The sequence below is a fragment of the Paenibacillus piri genome, assembly GCF_004354045.1.
GTDB classification, from domain to species: Bacteria; Bacillota; Bacilli; order Paenibacillales; family NBRC-103111; genus Paenibacillus_S; species Paenibacillus_S piri.
This window is the reverse complement of sequence record NZ_SMRT01000020.1, coordinates 1-16,214: the sequence shown is the minus strand read 5'-3', so window position 1 is coordinate 16,214 and position 16,214 is coordinate 1. Positions and strand designations below refer to the sequence as shown.

13 protein-coding genes are annotated in these 16,214 nt (G+C 52.3%); 7 read left to right on the top strand and 6 right to left on the bottom strand.

Annotation, left to right across the window (positions count from 1 at the left end; all coding sequences use genetic code 11):
- Positions 1-169: 169 nt before the first annotated feature.
- Both E1757_RS29405 and E1757_RS29400 read right to left on the bottom strand, forming a co-directional pair.
- On the bottom strand, positions 170-1,180 hold the full coding sequence (locus tag E1757_RS29405; protein WP_133234995.1) for an ABC transporter ATP-binding protein: 1,011 nt from the start codon (positions 1,178-1,180) through the stop codon (positions 170-172).
- A 50-nt stretch (positions 1,181-1,230) separates the two neighbouring features.
- Positions 1,231-2,643 (bottom strand): amidase, encoded by a 1,413-nt coding sequence (locus tag E1757_RS29400; RefSeq protein WP_246079640.1) that lies wholly within the window; start codon positions 2,641-2,643, stop codon positions 1,231-1,233.
- 248 nt (positions 2,644-2,891) lie between these two features.
- Between E1757_RS29400 and E1757_RS29395 the strand changes: the two genes are divergently transcribed.
- The 5 genes from E1757_RS29395 (at position 2,892) to E1757_RS29375 (ending at position 6,648) form a co-directional block, all read left to right on the top strand.
- A complete protein-coding gene (locus E1757_RS29395; protein ID WP_133234991.1) occupies positions 2,892-3,836 on the top strand; it encodes a LysR family transcriptional regulator in 945 nt (314 codons plus the stop codon).
- Positions 3,837-4,129: 293 nt separating this feature from the next.
- Complete coding sequence (locus E1757_RS29390) at positions 4,130-4,750, top strand: C40 family peptidase (RefSeq protein WP_133234989.1); 621 nt, start codon at positions 4,130-4,132, stop codon at positions 4,748-4,750.
- A gap of 11 nt (positions 4,751-4,761) precedes the next feature.
- Positions 4,762-5,412, top strand: coding sequence for a YqaA family protein (locus tag E1757_RS29385; RefSeq protein ID WP_133235207.1), 651 nt, complete (start codon positions 4,762-4,764; stop codon positions 5,410-5,412).
- A complete protein-coding gene (locus E1757_RS29380; protein ID WP_181956704.1) occupies positions 5,384-5,914 on the top strand; it encodes a phosphatase PAP2 family protein in 531 nt (176 codons plus the stop codon). The genes E1757_RS29385 and E1757_RS29380 overlap by 29 nt, the downstream gene beginning before the upstream one ends.
- 128 nt (positions 5,915-6,042) lie before the next feature.
- A complete protein-coding gene (locus tag E1757_RS29375) occupies positions 6,043-6,648 on the top strand; it encodes a DedA family protein (protein ID WP_133234985.1) in 606 nt (201 codons plus the stop codon).
- Between the two features lie 206 nt (positions 6,649-6,854).
- On the opposite strand, the gene E1757_RS29370 is transcribed toward E1757_RS29375, so the two are convergent.
- From E1757_RS29370 to E1757_RS29360, 3 genes are all read right to left on the bottom strand, one after another.
- A complete protein-coding gene (locus tag E1757_RS29370) occupies positions 6,855-7,682 on the bottom strand; it encodes a phytanoyl-CoA dioxygenase family protein (protein ID WP_133234983.1) in 828 nt (275 codons plus the stop codon).
- A 24-nt stretch (positions 7,683-7,706) separates the two neighbouring features.
- Positions 7,707-9,233, bottom strand: coding sequence for a type 2 periplasmic-binding domain-containing protein (locus E1757_RS29365; RefSeq protein ID WP_246079630.1), 1,527 nt, complete (start codon positions 9,231-9,233; stop codon positions 7,707-7,709).
- A gap of 349 nt (positions 9,234-9,582) precedes the next feature.
- The gene (locus E1757_RS29360; protein WP_165972342.1) at positions 9,583-11,730 is read right to left on the bottom strand and encodes an alpha-amylase family protein; all 2,148 of its coding nucleotides are present in this window, start codon (positions 11,728-11,730) and stop codon (positions 9,583-9,585) included.
- A 381-nt stretch (positions 11,731-12,111) separates the two neighbouring features.
- Between E1757_RS29360 and E1757_RS29355 the strand changes: the two genes are divergently transcribed.
- Positions 12,112-12,894 (top strand): helix-turn-helix domain-containing protein, encoded by a 783-nt coding sequence (locus E1757_RS29355; RefSeq protein ID WP_133234979.1) that lies wholly within the window; start codon positions 12,112-12,114, stop codon positions 12,892-12,894.
- 289 nt (positions 12,895-13,183) lie between these two features.
- On the opposite strand, the gene E1757_RS29350 is transcribed toward E1757_RS29355, so the two are convergent.
- Positions 13,184-14,440 (bottom strand): Gfo/Idh/MocA family protein, encoded by a 1,257-nt coding sequence (locus E1757_RS29350; protein WP_133235203.1) that lies wholly within the window; start codon positions 14,438-14,440, stop codon positions 13,184-13,186.
- Positions 14,441-14,923: 483 nt separating this feature from the next.
- On the opposite strand from E1757_RS29350, the gene E1757_RS29345 reads away from it, so the two are divergent.
- Complete coding sequence (locus E1757_RS29345; RefSeq protein ID WP_165972341.1) at positions 14,924-15,781, top strand: AraC family transcriptional regulator; 858 nt, start codon at positions 14,924-14,926, stop codon at positions 15,779-15,781.
- The last annotated feature ends 433 nt before the right edge of the window (positions 15,782-16,214 follow it).

The following is a 16,214-nucleotide window of genomic DNA, read 5'->3' as shown; positions in this document are numbered from 1 at the left end:
CCATCGTTCAAATCGGGAAAATGCAGCCGGAGGTCGGAATCGTCCGGAGAAACGCCGGCGCTGGCACTTGGCTCCGACCTCTAACCGCCAGACGGCCTCCGTTCAGCCATACAGGAGCCCATTGCAATCGGAGTTTTACGGCTGCGCAGCTCCCAGGCAACCCGGACGTTCAGAGAGTGCCGGCGTACTTTCGCTGAGCGGCTTGGACGGCGGTCCGGCCGCCCTGCTCCATATGAATGCAGGCAGCCTGGTGCCCTTGCCGGAGGGCTACGAGATCCGGTGTGCCATCGCTGCAGGAGGCATGCGCTTCAGGGCATCGTTCGGCGAAGGCGCAGCCGGCCGGCATCTTCGTGATGAGCGGAGGCTGCCCGGGAATCGTCATCAACCGGCCGCGCTGGCCTTTTCGCGGTGTTGCCGCCATCAAGCCTTTCGTATACGGATGCGCCGGATTCGATAACACTTGATCCGCCGCTCCGTGTTCCACAATTTTCCCTGCGTACATGACGGCAATTTCATCCGCCATTTCAGCGGCCACACCGATATCATGGGTGACCATAATAATCGACATCCCGAATTCCGCCTGAATCTTCTTGAACAAATTCAAAATTTGCGCCTGGATTGTCACATCCAATGCCGTCGTCGGCTCATCCGCCAGCAAAATATCAGGCTTGCAGGCCAGCGCCATGGCAATCACCGCCCGCTGTCTCATGCCGCCGCTCATCTCATGCGGAAATACCCGCGACCGCTCCTTGGGGGAAGGGATGCCGACCTTCTCGAAAAGCTCGACCACCTGGTTTCGAGCCGAGCTGCGCGGAAGCTTCTGATGCGTCCGTATCGTTTCTTCAATCTGTGCGCCAACCCGGTATAAAGGATCGAGCGCAGATAGCGAATCCTGGAAAATCATCGCAATTCTGTTGCCCCGGATCGCCTGAATCTCCTTTTGCGTGCTCTGCAGAAGCTCGTCATCGTTAAACCGGATCGACCCGCTAAGCCGGGCGCCGGGAGGCGTGATCCGCAAAATCGAGCGCAGCATCACGCTCTTTCCGGAGCCGGACTCGCCTAAGACGACCAGCGTTTTTCCTTTTTTCACATTCAGCGAGACGCCCCGGACGGCCGCAACCATCCCCTGCTTGGCGGCAAACTCCGTAACCAGGTTCTCGATTTTCAATACGTCGGTCATGCTCCTCTCCCGCCTTTCTTCATTTGTGCTTGCTCCATGTTACAATTCAATCAAACTGCCAGCTTGCTTGTCGCCGCCTGAATACTCGCCTGCTCATACACATGCGCCGCTTGCAGCACCGCCGCTTCCTCGAACGGACGGCCTTGTATTTGCAAACCGATCGGCAGACCGGCCGACGTAAATCCGCATGGAACGGAGATGGAAGGATAGCCGTTGAAATTGCCGGGAGACGTTCTGCCCAACACGCCAAGATCCCGCGGATTCACGTCCTTGCCTCCAAGGGTTATCGTCTCGCCTCCAATCGCAAATGCCGGGATCGCCGTCGTCGGTGCGAGCATAAGGTCGATCCGCTTGTAAACGGCTGCCCACTCTCTCTTATACTGCTGCCGCAGGCGCTGGGCTTCCACATATGCCCATGCCGGTATATACTGTCCCATTTCGAGCCTTGTACGGATGTTGGAGCCGTACTCGGCGTGGCGTTCCTTCAAATAGCCCGAATGATATGCATAGGCTTCCGCTACCGTAATGAGTCCTTGCAGTCGGACCGTTTCGGCCAATGACGGTACGCTCACCTCGACAATCGTGGCGCCCAGCTCTTCGAACAGCCTTATCGACTGCCGGATCGCCTGCTCGATATCGGCATCCAGCCCGTCGAAATAATACTCTTTACAAATACCGATCGTTGTCCCCTTCATCGGGAATGTATCGGTCTCGCTCAGCGCGTCCAAGTAATCCGGCACCTCCCGATCCGAAGAAGAAGCATCATTCGGATCGCGGCCGGCAATGACCTGGAGCACGGCCGCCGCGTCCCAGGCCGATTTCGTTAACGGTCCGGCATGGTCAAGCGAGGAGCTTAACGGAAGCACGCCGCGACGGCTCACCCTGCCATAGGTGGCTTTGATGCCCACGACGCCGCAGAGGGCCGCCGGCATTCGGATCGATCCGCCCGTATCGGTGCCGAGCGAGAAGATAGAGCTCGATGCAGCTACCGACGCGCCGGAACCGCCGCTCGATCCGCCGGGTATCATGTTCAGGTTCCAAGGATTTCGAGTCGGTCCGAAATGCTCGTTTTCGTTGGTTCCCCCGAACGCGAATTCATGCAGATTGTTTTTGCCGACCAGAATAGCGCCGGCATCGGCCAACCGCCGTACTGCCGTCGCATCGTATTCGGGGACATAGTCGGCTAATATACGGGAGCCGGCGGTCGTCTTCACTCCTCTGGTCGCAAACAAATCTTTGGCCGAGTAAGGGATGCCGTGAAGCGCGCCTTTGTAACCGCCATTCATAATTTCCTGCTCCGCTATCGCCGCATCGTCCATCGCTTTGTCTCCCATAACCGTAATATAGGCATTGATCGACGGTTCCGTTTCCTCGATTCTTTGCAAACATTGTTTTACCAATTCAACAGGAGATATTTCTTTTTTTCGAATGAGAGGGGCCAATTGTTGAATCGATTTTCGCATGAGCTCCACAACTTCCATCTCCTTTTCTTTTTATGTCATATTACGTAACATATTTTATCATCCCGAATCAGCAAAAAGGTAATAGGAAATTTCTATATCGGTTTTTTTCGTAGTATTTTGTTCCATTTTGTCGTTAAACAGGTGAATCGTAGATCAAAAGCTTCATTTTTTCGAATCATGTTGTTAGGTTATCTAACATATTATAAGATGGACATAAGCACGTTATAGCAAAGTGAGGGTGAAGCGAAGTGGACTGGTTCGATTTGCATGCTTTTATAACGGTAGCCCGGGAAAAGAGCATTTCCAAAGCGTCACAAATCCTTCATGTTTCCCAACCGACGCTAACTGCAAGGTTAAAAAGGCTGGAGCAGGAGCTGGGTGTATATTTACTGGAGCGAAACTGGAAAGGTATCGAATTAAACCGGCTCGGTGCCTTATTTCTAATACGCGCGATCAAAATTAAGCAGGAAATGAACGAAAGCATCACGCTGCTGCAAAAGCTCGGCCAGCATTATGAAGGGGAAGAAAGCACGGACGATACGTCTGGAGAAAGAAAGCCCGGGAAATTGACGATCGGTATTTCCAGACCGTTATGCGCCTCCTTCGTTACGCCGATTTTACTTGAAATGAACCGTAATTATCCGATGCTCCGCTGTAACATTATTTCGGAGTTCACCGACTATATTCTCGATTTGGCAGCTGTTGGAGCTATCGATATCGGGATTGTGCCACATACGGAAAATCGGCCCGAGCTGATCTCGGTTCCGATCTTTAAGGATGAAATGCTTTTACTCGGGCCGAAACAAGACGAAACGATCGGCGAAAGCTTTACTAATGCAGGACTGCTGCACAAGCCGTTTATATTGTTCGATTCCCGGTTTTCACTGCGCAAGCTGGCGGATACGATCTTGACGAGCCTGTGGGGCGATCTTCCTCGGGACATTCAAGAGGTTAACGATCTTGGGGCGCTGCTGAGCATGGTATCGAACGGAATGGGCTACAGTCTGCTGCCTGCCTCCTATATTTTACAGCTGGAATCCCATGCTCCGTTTCCGTTTCAGCTGCTGAAACTCGGTCCCCGCTTTCCGATCCGGCACATCCACATGGTATACTCCGCCTCCATCCAATCCGATCCGGCCATTCAAAATATCGCTCAAACGATCGCCTCGCCTTATCAGCGGATGATGACATGAATGCGAATGCAAGCACACAAACGTATACCCTACACCAAGGACGCCGTAAGGCGTTTTTCTTCTATGTTCGGGATAGTTTCGCAATCACTACCAAGACCAAGGTCCAGTATAAAACTAAACCATGGACAGTGTAAGTATATTGCACATTTCTGTTAAATTAATTGGTGTAATCAGTTTTGTACCGGACGAAATCAACGGGAAACCGGCTGAAACTGGAAGTGCAGGTGCGCGGACGCTAAGAAATCGGTATATATTGACTGAATTATTCAACCAAATATCATGAGGTGAGCGAAATGATTGAATATATAAAAAACCAAAATTCGGAGAACAGCATCTACGTGCTGCTGACCGATACCGGCACCTTGTTCACAAAGCTGATCAAACAGTTTACAGCCGCTCCTTACAACCACGCTTCTCTGGCGCTCGACGCGGAACTGAACGAATTGTTCAGCTTCGGCCGCAAGCAGGCGACGAATCCTTGGTCGGCAGGCTTTGTCCAAGAAGATGTATACGAAGGCACGTTCCGGCATTTTCCCGGCACCCGCTGCCAGCTTCTCCGTTTGCACGTTTCGAAGCGGCAGCGCACTAATGCGGTTCGGATCATTCAATCTTTTCAGAATGACCAGCAAGCTTACCGGTATAACCTGATCGGGTTGTTAGGCGTGCTAGTGAATCTCGATATAGAACAGAAAAATGCTTATTTCTGCTCCCAATTCGTGGCGGAGGCATTGCGCAGCACCGGACTTTCTTTATGGGACCGGCCGTCCTCACTGGTAACACCGGAAGATATTCGTCGTCACCCTGCATTTGAAACGTTGTACGAAGGTTATCTCTTCGACTACCCGCTGCTTGACGGAGAGAGGCTGAGCCGTGAACGAAACGGGGCGGAACTATGGAGGAGGCAAGCGGTTTGATGGATGCAGTAATGGAGTTTTTACGCAGCTTTGGTTCAGCAGGATTATTTATTCACGCCATGATTGATGCAATTATTTTCCCGATCCCAGCTTTTTTTCTACAAGTATCCTTGAGCGCTCTAAATCCCGAAAACGCCATTTGGCTGGCTACGCTTGGCTACATCGGTTGTTTGGCCGGGACGCCAATCGGCTACGCCATCGGCAAAACATCAGGAAATCTCGTCCTCGGCAAATTCATGAAGAAGAAGTGGCTGGATTCCGCCACCTCGCTGTTCCAGCGGCACGGAGAGAGCGCCATCCTAATCGGATCTTTCACTCCGATTCCGTTCAAGCTATTCACGATCATGTCCGGATGCATGAACTATCCGTTATGGAAGCTGCTTGGCTATGCCGCCATCGGACGAGCGGTAAAATTTTACCTTGTAGGCATTTTATTCTACATGTACGGACGCGCGGCGGAACATATGGTTGACCGGGCTCTTGGCATCACACTGCTGGTAGCCGGCGTCGTCATCACCGCAGTCTGGCTGCTGGTCCGCCGGATCCGAAATCGGAAGCAACTTAAACAGACCGTTGCCCAATTAGAGGAAAAGCCAACCGACCGTAAAAGCAATCGTATGGAGGAAGATAATCATGCAATGGTTGAAGAAGGTCGATCATAGCTTGTTTGTCTGGTGCAATCAAAGGATAAGCAATTCTGTACTGGACAGGTTATTCGGTATCATTACACATATGGGCGGCGCAACATTTACGATTGTATGCGCCGTATTGGCCGCTTGGCTTGCTCCGGATCATTGGAGACCTGTTGGCGTGCAAAGTTTGGCCGCGTTGACGATCAGTCATTTCATTGCCGTGATCATCAAAAGAAAGATGCGGAGAATCCGCCCGTTTCACATCATGAAGCATGCGAGAGTGGGCAGGTTTCCGCTTAAGGATTACTCGTTTCCATCCGGTCATACAACTGCCGCCTTTGCACTCGTCATCCCTTTTCTGTTCCCGGCGGCGCCCGGAATCGCTATGTTCCTGCTTGCCCTTGCCGGACTGGTCGGCTTTTCCCGCGTTTATTGGGGATACCACTACCCGACCGATTGTATAGCCGGCGGAGTCATCGGGGCCGGAACCGCTTTGCTGGTTGTTGCAATGACGAATTATTTTTCAGCCTAAAGAAACCTGGATGACGTTTCGCACCGCGAGCAGCATTCATCGCGAGGCGCGGCATTGCATGACAGCGGTTCCGCCACTCTTCTTATACAGCAAGTGCGCTTAAAATCACAGATTACGGGGGTCTTTATATGAACCTGATAGAGGTGGTTGAACAGCTTTTTGCACATTACGGATACTTTGTGCTGCTGCTCGGGTTGCCTTTGGATTTTATCGCTTTGCCGATTCCTCCCGGAAACAGCACATTAACCTATACCGGTTATTTGGCTTATCAAGGTGTGCTAGATACGTTACCGTCTATTATGTTGGCGATGGCAGGGGCGATGATCGGAGTAACCGTTACTTACTACCTCGGCTATAGGCTGGGAACGCCGCTGATTGAACGGTACGGGAGATACATCCTGTTAAAGCCGACTGTAGTCGAAAAAACAAAGCGTTATTACGACAAATATGGAGACAAGCTGCTTCTGCTCATTTTCTTTGTCCCCGGAATCAGACAGTTCATCGGATATTTCATCGGAATCATCCGCGTTCCGTTTCGTAACGTAATAATCTATGCCTACACGGGCGCCGGTTTATGGGTGCTTTTCTTTTTCGGCATAGGCTATATATTCGGAGAGCAATGGCAGTATGTTTTCAATCTGGTCGAGCAGTATACCAAGTTTTTGCTTATCGGAGCGGGTTGTCTACTCGCCGGTTGGTTCATTCTGAAAAAATACTTAACCCGACAACCTTGACCCATGCCCTCTGGGCGTCAATTGGTTTGTGCAGACGTTTAAACCTTAAAGGGCACGAAAAACCCGGCGGAAGGTTTTCCGCCAGGCTTGGTTGTTGCGGCTCATGCGGCAATGCGTATGGAGTGAAGGATGCGGGGTTACTCAAACAGCTTACAGCTTTCTTCGCTCCGGCGCCATTCTCGGGCCATCTTGCCGTTAATCCAGGATTACACCGGCAAGCCTTGCTCCTTCAGCCATTCTCTCAATGGAACATCCTCGTCCGTCGGGGTGTAGTAGCCGTTGCAGCTCGTTCCGTCACCCAGCATTTGGCGGCGAATCGGCCCGGCTTGCTCCAGCAGACGGTCGACCATTGTCATGTCGTCCTTGCGGCGTATCCAGCGATAGCCGTAGCCATAGAACACCACCTTGCGCGTCACGTCCGACCAGTTCGGGCTGGCGGCATGCCACAGCCGGCGGTCGAAAAATACGGCCGTACCGGGCTTGACGCAGACCGGGATCGCCCCTGCGGGTTGACCTTGACCGTCGGCGGAAAGCGGCATCGTATCTTGCAGATGGCTGTTCGGCACGATCCAGAAATTGCCCCTGTCCGGTACGGACAGATCCGACAAGAAATAAGCGACTTTTAACGAGAGGCGCGGGCGCGGAGATTCCATCTCGCGGTTCGCTCTGCCGCTGTCTTGATGCCATCCGAACGACTTATCGCTTTTGGCCTGGCCGGACGGCGGCGTGACGATCATGTGCGTATGGTACATATAAATGTTCCAGCCCAAAATTCCCCATACCTTCGGCAAAATTTTTCCGTAATCGACGAGATCGAGAAACAGCGGATGATCCTTGATGAAATCCGTGTAAAACATCGCTTTACTCGCGTCGTGGCCCTCGTTTAGTTTTTGCTCGTAGATGCGGTCGACCTCCCGGGTCATTGCCGCAACCTGCTCGGGTGCGAGCGCATTTTCGACGATCAAATAGCCCGTTTCGTTAAAAGTACGGCGTTCTTCCTCGGTCAATCCGTATTGCAAGCATGCTGCATCCATACTATCTACCTCCGTTTTTCGTTTTTATTTGTAATAGCTGTATGCTTTGGCAAACTCTTTGTACGCTTGTTTGATATCCGGCATATTGTTCAGCTTGGCTACATAGGCTTTATATTCATCCATCGAAATTTGCCCGACGATCGCTTTCGTCATCATCGACTTCCATTCGTTCGTATACTTCGGCCATGTTTTGACCCATGTATCCGAAATAAGCCATGTGAAAATGTTATACACGCCGAGCTTTTCATAATCGGCTACCTGTTTTCTTTTTTCTTCGTTGTATTCTTTGGGAGCGCCCGGATTATCGACCTTGCCCCATTTCACATAGGCCAGCACCGCCGCCCCGAGGCTCGTTGTGTTAACCTCCTTCAAGGATAGCTCGGTCGGTACCTTTTCACCGTTAACGACCTTGTAGTGTACGCCCTCGATCCCGCTGTAGCCAAAATCCGTCAGCTCTTGCGAGGCCGTCGCTTCAAAGTATTGAAGCATTTGCTTGAGCTTCGCCTCTGGCACCTTTTTCGAGATGAAAATACCGCCGTTCACACCGGTCGATAAATCGGCGGCATAGCCTCCCGGCCCCTTCAGCGGAGGCAGAGCAATAATTTTCGCTTCGGGCTGCACCTTTTTCGCCTGTACCTCAAAATCGTAATGATACCTCGTGCTCCGGATGTACGTCGCCGCTTGCCCGGTGCCGATCGCTTCTTCCATTTGCGTCCGCTTCATGGTCATATATTCTTTCGGCAGGCTTCCGTCCTGATACAGCTGTCTGAACCAATCGACCAAATCCGTATATTGATTCGTCAGCTCATGCCAGATCATCCCGCCTTCGCTGTCGTAGGTAGGGGTGAAGGCGCCAAAGGCCGCTTCGAACGTGCTCACCCCTTCAGATGTGCCGACGATTCCCATCGTATCCTTCTTGCCGTTGCCGTCCGGGTCTCCGTTTACGATCTGCTTCAAGGCGTTGCGGTACTCATCCAGCGTCGTCGGAACCGCCAGACCAAGCTTGTCGAGCCAGTCTTTGCGGATGTTTATGGAACTATCGATCAGCGATCTGGACCGAGGCAATGCATAAATTTTGCCGTCCACAGAAAGGAACTTCGTCCAGTTGGGCGGCGTGTTGTTTTTAATGTTCGGGTATTGGCTCATATCGCCCAGGAACGGCGTCAAATCCCAGAAAGCCCCGCTGCGGATAGCGTTGATCATCGTAACGGTCAGCCCCTGATTCGGATATGCGATCACCTCGGGAATATCGCCTGAAGCGAGAATGAGATCCAGCTTGGTAATGACGTCTCCGGACGGAACCCAGTTCGCGTCCAGCTTGACGTTTAACCGTTTTTGATATTCCGTCCAAAACTGGTTGTTCATGTCGGGCATCTCGTTGTACAGACCGCCGAAAATTTGAATCTCGAGAGGCTTGCCGCCGGTAGCCCCTTTGTCCGCACTTCCGCCATCGCCGGTAGTGGAGCAGCCGCCCGCCAATGCGGTCAGCAAACAACTGGCGGCGACCGTACAAATAGTTGACTTTTTTGACCATTGCCGTTTCGAAATCACAAAGAACTCCCCCTATATTCATACGATTTTAGGTTAGGTTCCTTCCTTGACCGAATCAATGCCGCATCTAACGGGGTTAGACCGTCCCCTTGCAGTTTCCAAGGCATGCTTGAGATTGGCACGCGTTGGAAAACTGTAGAAGTGCTTCTCTCTTATTCAGGTTTTGCCGCCATAGCAGGTTTCCGGCTTTCGCCGTTTTTCAAAATTCCGGAGACACGATTTCCCGCCTTAGGCATGTAAGCGCTTCATAACAATTTGTTAAAAAAAGTGGAAAGAAGCCCGCCTGCACCGTCCTGCTTCGTTACGACGGGCTTCTTCCGCGGCCGGAAGCCGCATTTTATGATTCGTTCTATTGCAAGACGATACACTCATGATCGGTCACGGATTCAATCCGGATCGAAGTCCAGCCTCCTTTCACTTCGGGCTGCAGTTCTTTACCGCTTACAAGCAAGCGCGCCTGCGCTGGAGTCAGGTCATCCGTTCGGACATATACCGTTATCGGCCCGACCGGCAAATACTCCTCCACATAGCCGGGACTTTGATTAGCTCCGCTTAGATTAACCAAATGAAGTATGTATGTCCCTTCCTGACGGTACAGCTTGCAGTCCAAATAGCCGGGCCCTTCGACCCGAAGCAGAATACGGCCGTTGGCGGCCCATGTCACCGCATTGGCCAGCAGATCGCCCAAATCCGGCAGATGGGTGCGGCCATAGCTGCGGTCCACATCACCGGCAAAGTAGCAAATGCGTCCGCCCGCTGCATGTTCCCCTGCCAGCAGCACCGGGATATCAGTTCGCGGCACGCGCATCCAGCTGAATTCCGGCGGATAGATCGGAAATGCGGGGATATACGTAGCGACCGCCTTCATCCCGGATCCCGCCGCCGGTTCTACACGATGAATATGCCCGCCGAACGGAACAATGTTCGTTTCCTCAAACCCGTACAATACGGGATGCCGCCCTTCATCCGGCAGCCTGAAATAGTTATGCGCATCAAAGTAGGCCCAATCCGCCGGCTGCTTGCCGACCGCCCCCGCGATCTCGTTCAAATGCCGGATGCCTGTAACCGATTCGAGAGGAAACGATTGGCGCGGCTCGCCCCACTCGTCAAGCGTTGCGGTGGCGCCGGTAAAAACCAGACTGCCGCCCGCTTCCACAAATTGGCGCACCGCCTCGCACTGCGAGTCGGTCATTACCGCCAGGTCGGGCAAAATTAACACATCGAGGCCGCCGGCATCCCTTGCGATATGATCGGCATGAACCGGTACAAACGGAAGTCTCTTGCGGGTCAATGCCCGGGTTATTCCATGCCATGGAAGCGCGACCCGCTCATTCGCGTCGTGACGGCCGTAAAACTCGGTATTGTCCTGGCTCCACACGACCCCGATATTCGCAACAGGCTGCCGGTTATACAAATACATGTCATTCTGTTCGTGCCACTGCATGACCGGAACCGCATTGTTGAACTGGCGCCGGTCCTCGTGAACCGCCCCGATATGATGAAACCATGGCGAGATGCCCCCGGCGATCCCTTCCACCATCCACAGCCGCGTCTCCTTCGCCGGGTTGCTGCCTAGCCGGAAGCTCCGCTCGCCGCGAATATAGTTGGCCATGCTCTCGGGAATGACCGCATCCCAGCCGGCGAGCCCATGCAGCAGGCTGCCGTTCAGACTGTTCTGCTCGAAGCCGTTCAGCTCGTCCCTGGACTGGTGGTCGCACATCATGATCGGCAAACGCTCGCCGACCTCCTTCAAATCGCAGAACGAGCTGTGCGTTTTTACCGGATTCGCGTTGATCATGCCGAGCCACAGGCAATCGGGTCCGCCCGCCGCCTGTGTCACCCGGTTAAACAAATCCCAGTTTTCCGTTCGGCAGCTGTAGCTCCATTTAATCCATTTCCGGTAAACGGGATCGTTCCAATCCGCCGCCGCAGGCAGCTCGAAACCGCTATCCGTCTTAAACTTCGTCCTGCAGCTCACGCAGTGGCATATCGTATGGCGGGATACCCCTGTCCAGCTGTTATCGGTAAAGCCTTCCGGCTGATATCGCGTTATAATTTCCCGCAGCACATCCGGAATGTATTCCTTATAGTAACCGCTGTTGATACAGGAAAAGTACCGCCCGTTCGCCGTGCTCGGCACACCCTCGGCATTGACGACGAACCAGTCGGGATGCGCTTCGTAAAATGCTTTCGTCGCCCGGTTTATATCCATTCTGGCCAACACGGCCAACCCTTCTTCACGTGCCGCCGCGACAAATTCGCCCAGCAAATCGTGCTCGCCCAAGCCCTCGGCCCGGTACTGCAGCTCGAAAGAGCTCGGATAATAGGCCACGATCCCCCCGGCATTAACGATAATTCCCTGAACACGCGTTCGCCGCCAGTATTCTTTCCACATCGCCATTTCGCAATATACCGGATCCATCTCCGTCAAATTTGTCTGTCCCCAGCGGTACGTCCGCCGATACCACGGCATTTCCGCGCGATTCGCTGCCTGCATACTCATCCATCTCCCTTATTTGGTTGAAATGCCTACCCCTATTGTAAAAAGGACCCCCGGCAAATACCATTAACAGATCAATGTTCTTTTGGACAATTCAAGGATTACCCGTGGGAACGAGCGCGTTTGCCAAGGTTGTGCGAAGCAAAGCATAAAACTTATGCTTTCTATTTAACCCAGGATAAACGGCTTCGCCGTCCTTATAGGACGAGCACGTTTGTCAAGGTTGTGCGAAGCAAAGCATAAAACTTATGCTTTCTATTCAACCCAGGATAATTTCTATTCAACTGAAAGAGGAAAAAACGGTTGCATCCCGAATATCTTGGGTAAAAGATGCTTTGAATTCGATCGGGGAAATCAGGAAATTTAGGGGGGGTTGCTGTGCTCACGCTGCATTCATGCTACCAGCATACATTTTCAGATAATTGGCATATGGAGCATTCCTTATCCCAATATAATGTCCTGGTCTTCATTACATACGGCAGCATCGATTACTGGGTTAATGATGAGACAGTCCGCTTGGAAGGGGGAGATGTGCTGCTGATTCCGGCCGGCTCGATTCGAGGAGGCGCATCCGTAACTTCGGAGGGACATCAGAGGTACGCCACGCATTTCAGCTGCAGCGGCGGAATGGAAGCATTGCTGCCTATTCTCGGAAAACCGGCTTATGCCAAAACCAGAATTCTCCGCGAGGACTATTTCAAGCAGCGGTTTTCCCTGCTGTGCCACCATTGGATGATGAAAAGCTCGTTTCAGGCGGCGCTTTGTTTTTCCATTCTTTTGGAAATGCTCGGCATCATGAACCACGATTTGACCCACGAGGAAATTCCGTCGAAAAAAATGAGGCTGGTCGAGGCGATCAAAAGCTACATCGTCGATCATTATCGGCAGCCGATCAAGCTGGTCGATATTTCCGAGCATATTATGCGGACGCCCACCTATATTACGAATATTTTCAAAGAGGTAACCGGATTAACGCCCATCGAATATTTGCATCATGTCCGGATTGACAAATCGAAAGAGCTGATGTTTTCCACCTCCATGTCGATCGGGGAAATCGCCGATTATACCGGCTTCTGCGATCAGGCCTACTTCAACCGCGTATTCAAAAAAATGACGGGCTACCCACCCAGCAGCTTTTTAAGCGACAAGCGACTCGAGTGAACTCGTTCAGCTTTGCTGAACATCGGGGAATCAGATGGGGACTCTACCCCACCTGATTCAAGGCCCACCTTAGAGGTGGGGGTCTTAACCCGATAAAGTCGTAATCGAATAAACACGACGGCGCGTAAGTAGTGCGTAGGCGGTCGACTGGTACAGTACGCAGCGATGAGCAGCCGGTACTATTCTTATGTATATCGGATCAAATTCCGGCTATCATGCCAAAAAAATGCTCCGCAATCGCCGTTGATTCGGGAACAGGCGCTGCAGAGCATTTTCGGCCGGCAACAGGTCAGCCCTGCAGCAGCTTCCGGTAAAATGCGTCGATCTCAATCGGTTTGCCGCCGTTCAGGCGCGATTCCTCGGCCGCGAATGCGAGCAAATGGCTTCTGACGGATGCGGCCGCCGAGGTCAAGCTTTCCTTGCCGCTGTAACCGCGCACCTCGTTCAAAAAGCTTTTCATAATACCGCTGTCGCCGCCCCCATGTCCGCTCGTCTGTTCGGGAATTTTAATTTCATGCTCCTCATGCGTCAGGAAATCCATCCATACAATCCGGTCCTCCTCGCCGCGCAGCTCGCCTTTCGTGCCCATAATTTGAATTCTTCGCTCCGAGTGCCGAGTAAAGCCGCACATGCTGAACATTGCCGTAGCCCCATCCGCGAATTCAAGATTGACCACCTGATGATCGACCACATTGTTGTCGCACCGGTATACGCAGCGGCCGTAATCCGTATCCTTCAAGCCTTGAACAATCGCCTCGCGCGTAAGCTCTTGGGTAAAGTGTTTCGCCCAGCTCTTCCCTTCCCCCAAGTAAAAGCGCGGCGCATAATACGGACAGTCCGCTTCGGCAGGGCAGCCCTCGATACAGTAAGCCGGCGCCCCGTCCGGCGCATTGCCCTTATGGAAATGCATCAGCGAGCCGAACGAGCTGATCCGGCTGCAGGTCTGATCCATCAGCCAGCATAGAACATCCATGTCGTGGCATGATTTGGCCAATATCATCGGGCTTGACGCTTCGGCGTTTCGCCAATTGCCCCGCACAAAACTGTGCGCGATATGCCAGTAGCCTACATTTTCATTCAGCTGAATGGAGGCGATCCGGCCGATGCTGCCGCTGGCAATGACCCGTTTGATCGCCGTCCATAACGGCGTATACCGGAGCACGTGGCAAATGGTAAGCAGCCGGCCGTTCCTGCTTGCCGCCTCTTCCATCCGGATGCATTCCAACGGGTCGGGGGACATCGGCTTTTCCAGCAGGACGTGATATTTTTGGTCCAGCGCTTGAAGCGTCGGCTCGTAATGCATCCGGTCCTGCGTACAAATAACGGCGATATCCGCCAATTGCGGCTGATTCAGCAATTCCGTCCACGATTCGTAGCAGTCTTGGACAGCTATGCCGTGAGCTTGAGCAAATTGCCGCCGTTTTGCCTCATCCTTCTCGGCAACGGCGACGAACTTCAATTCATGCGGATAGTCCAGCGCATACGGCGCGTAGCTTCTTGCGCCTCTGGCGCCCGCGCCTATCAATACCGCAGTAAGCTGCTTCAACATGAAGACCGCCTTTCCTTATCTGGATTGTGTCCAAAAGCCCTGGCGAATACATACCCGCTGCGCTGACGGCTCGTTCAGCCAAATCGCTGGCGGTGCGCTGTTCCGGAACGATTCAGTCCTCTACGCTTCTTGATTCGCCGGACTTCCAAACATGCTATAATTAAGAAAACCTTTATCGAGGCCTATCCAAGATGAGCGACCGCGATTTAAATGTAGGTTTTCTTGCAATGATTGAAAGCTTCAGCTCCGCTGAAAACTATACTTTCTATCATTATAAGAAAACCTTTATCGAGGCCTTTCAAGGATGAGCGACCGCGATTTAAATGTAGGTTTTCTTGCAATGATTGAAAGCTTCAGCTCCGCTGAAAACTATACTTTCTATCATTATAAAGAAAGTATATCGCAACCGCAGCATAGCTTTTGGAGTAAACATGCCTTATTTTTATAACAATCTTGCTCGATTCGATGGAGTTGACGAACGTGACGGAAAACCGGTATTTTTATGAAACCATCACTCACTCCCCAAGCGAGACGGCCAAAAATTGCCTGTTTTTCGTCCAGGATGTCGGCTGGTTCGCCTGCTCCCCGACCTATGCCGTGAACCGAAGCTTTTTCTATGCATATCAGCTTAAATATGTCGTTCGGGGCGCCGGCTACGTAATGGGACAGGACCGCAGCTACAAGGTGAGAGCGAATGAACTGTTTTTTCTCGACCTGAACGGTCCGCATCATTATTACGCCGATCCCGATGATCCGTGGGAGCTGCTCTGGGTCCGGTTCGGCGGCAATCAGGCCGCTGATTATTTCGCCATGCTGGGCGCTGCGGAGCAGTCTGTCTCCCAGGCGAGAAATTCGCAAGCCGTCTGCGCCATGTTCCGCGAATTGTACGAGCTGTTTCAGATGCGGCCCGTCGGAATGGAGGTAGCGGCTTCGGCACTCATTACCCGAATTTTGGCGGAAATGGTCATTTCCAAGATGGAGCGCGATACCGTCCTGTCGCCTCATGCCGATGCCGATTATCCCGGCGAGGTACGGGATGCGATCCGATACATTGAAAATTATTACCAGTCTCCTGTCAAGCTGGAGGAGATTGCCGATGCCGTACATTTGAGCCGGTATTATTTTTCGCGGATGTTCAAACGGTCTACCGGCTATTCCGTACTCGAATATATCAACAAGTACAGGCTGACCCGCTCGAAGCAGCTGCTCGCTTCCTCAAAGCTGTCGACGGGCGAGATTGCGCAGCTGACCGGTTTTTGCAGCCAAAGCTATTTTACGAAATTGTTCAAAACACATGAAGGTATGACGCCCAGGGATTACCGGAAATATGTGCGGTAAGGTGTGTGAAGTCCGGTTGTTCCCGTTCCGTCTGCAACTTTTTCATAGAGGAGGCATATTCGCCTGCATTTGAAATCATACTCACGCAATGATAAACTTTGACTGGAAAGGCTGGCAGATGAACGGATACTTGTAAAGTCCAGCGGTATGATGTCAAGTCCCTGATTCAATCGAATTGGAAATTTTCTTGGCCGTAAAGTAGATCAGTCAGGAAAAATGGACGCATCAAATCAGACCCAGCCTAAAATCCGATTTTTTACCAGAATTTTACTGGGAATCCATGAAGGACTTTGACAAAGGAGGCGTTATCCCTTCGCGTTGTTCACCTTCCTCCGTGGCGTATAAAGTTGGTCGTTGCGTAGCAGCACATCGACCAGACGCACAAGTTTTCTTGCCGTTAAGACGAGGGCGCGTTTGTGTTGGTGCTTGGGAA